General features: G+C 65.5%; 1 pseudogene. It reads right to left on the bottom strand.

Annotation, left to right across the window (positions count from 1 at the left end):
- Window positions 1-258: pseudogene (locus tag FVA95_RS30055) on the bottom strand (ferrous iron transporter B); the annotation flags it as partial.

Raw genomic sequence — 258 nt, 5'->3', positions numbered from 1 at the left:
GCTTGGGGAAGCTCAGCAACGCCCACAGCACGATCGTGGTGAAGGCGATGGTCGTGCCCGCGCGCTTCAGGAAAATCTCGGCGCGGCTCCACAGCCCCAGCGCCAAGTCGCGCGCGCGCGGCAACTGATATTTGGGCATTTCCATCATGAAGCCCGAAGACGCGCCCTTGGTCACCGTGCGGCGCAGCACCAGCGCCACGACGAACGCCCCGACCACGCCCATGATGTAAAGCCCGAGCATCACCAGCCCCTGCAAGC

Origin of the sequence: Pseudonocardia sp. EV170527-09 (assembly GCF_008369905.1) — a bacterium.
Taxonomy (GTDB): domain Bacteria; phylum Actinomycetota; class Actinomycetes; order Mycobacteriales; family Pseudonocardiaceae; genus Pseudonocardia.
The sequence above is the reverse complement of the archived record's forward strand: the minus strand, read 5'-3'. Positions and strand labels throughout refer to the sequence as shown.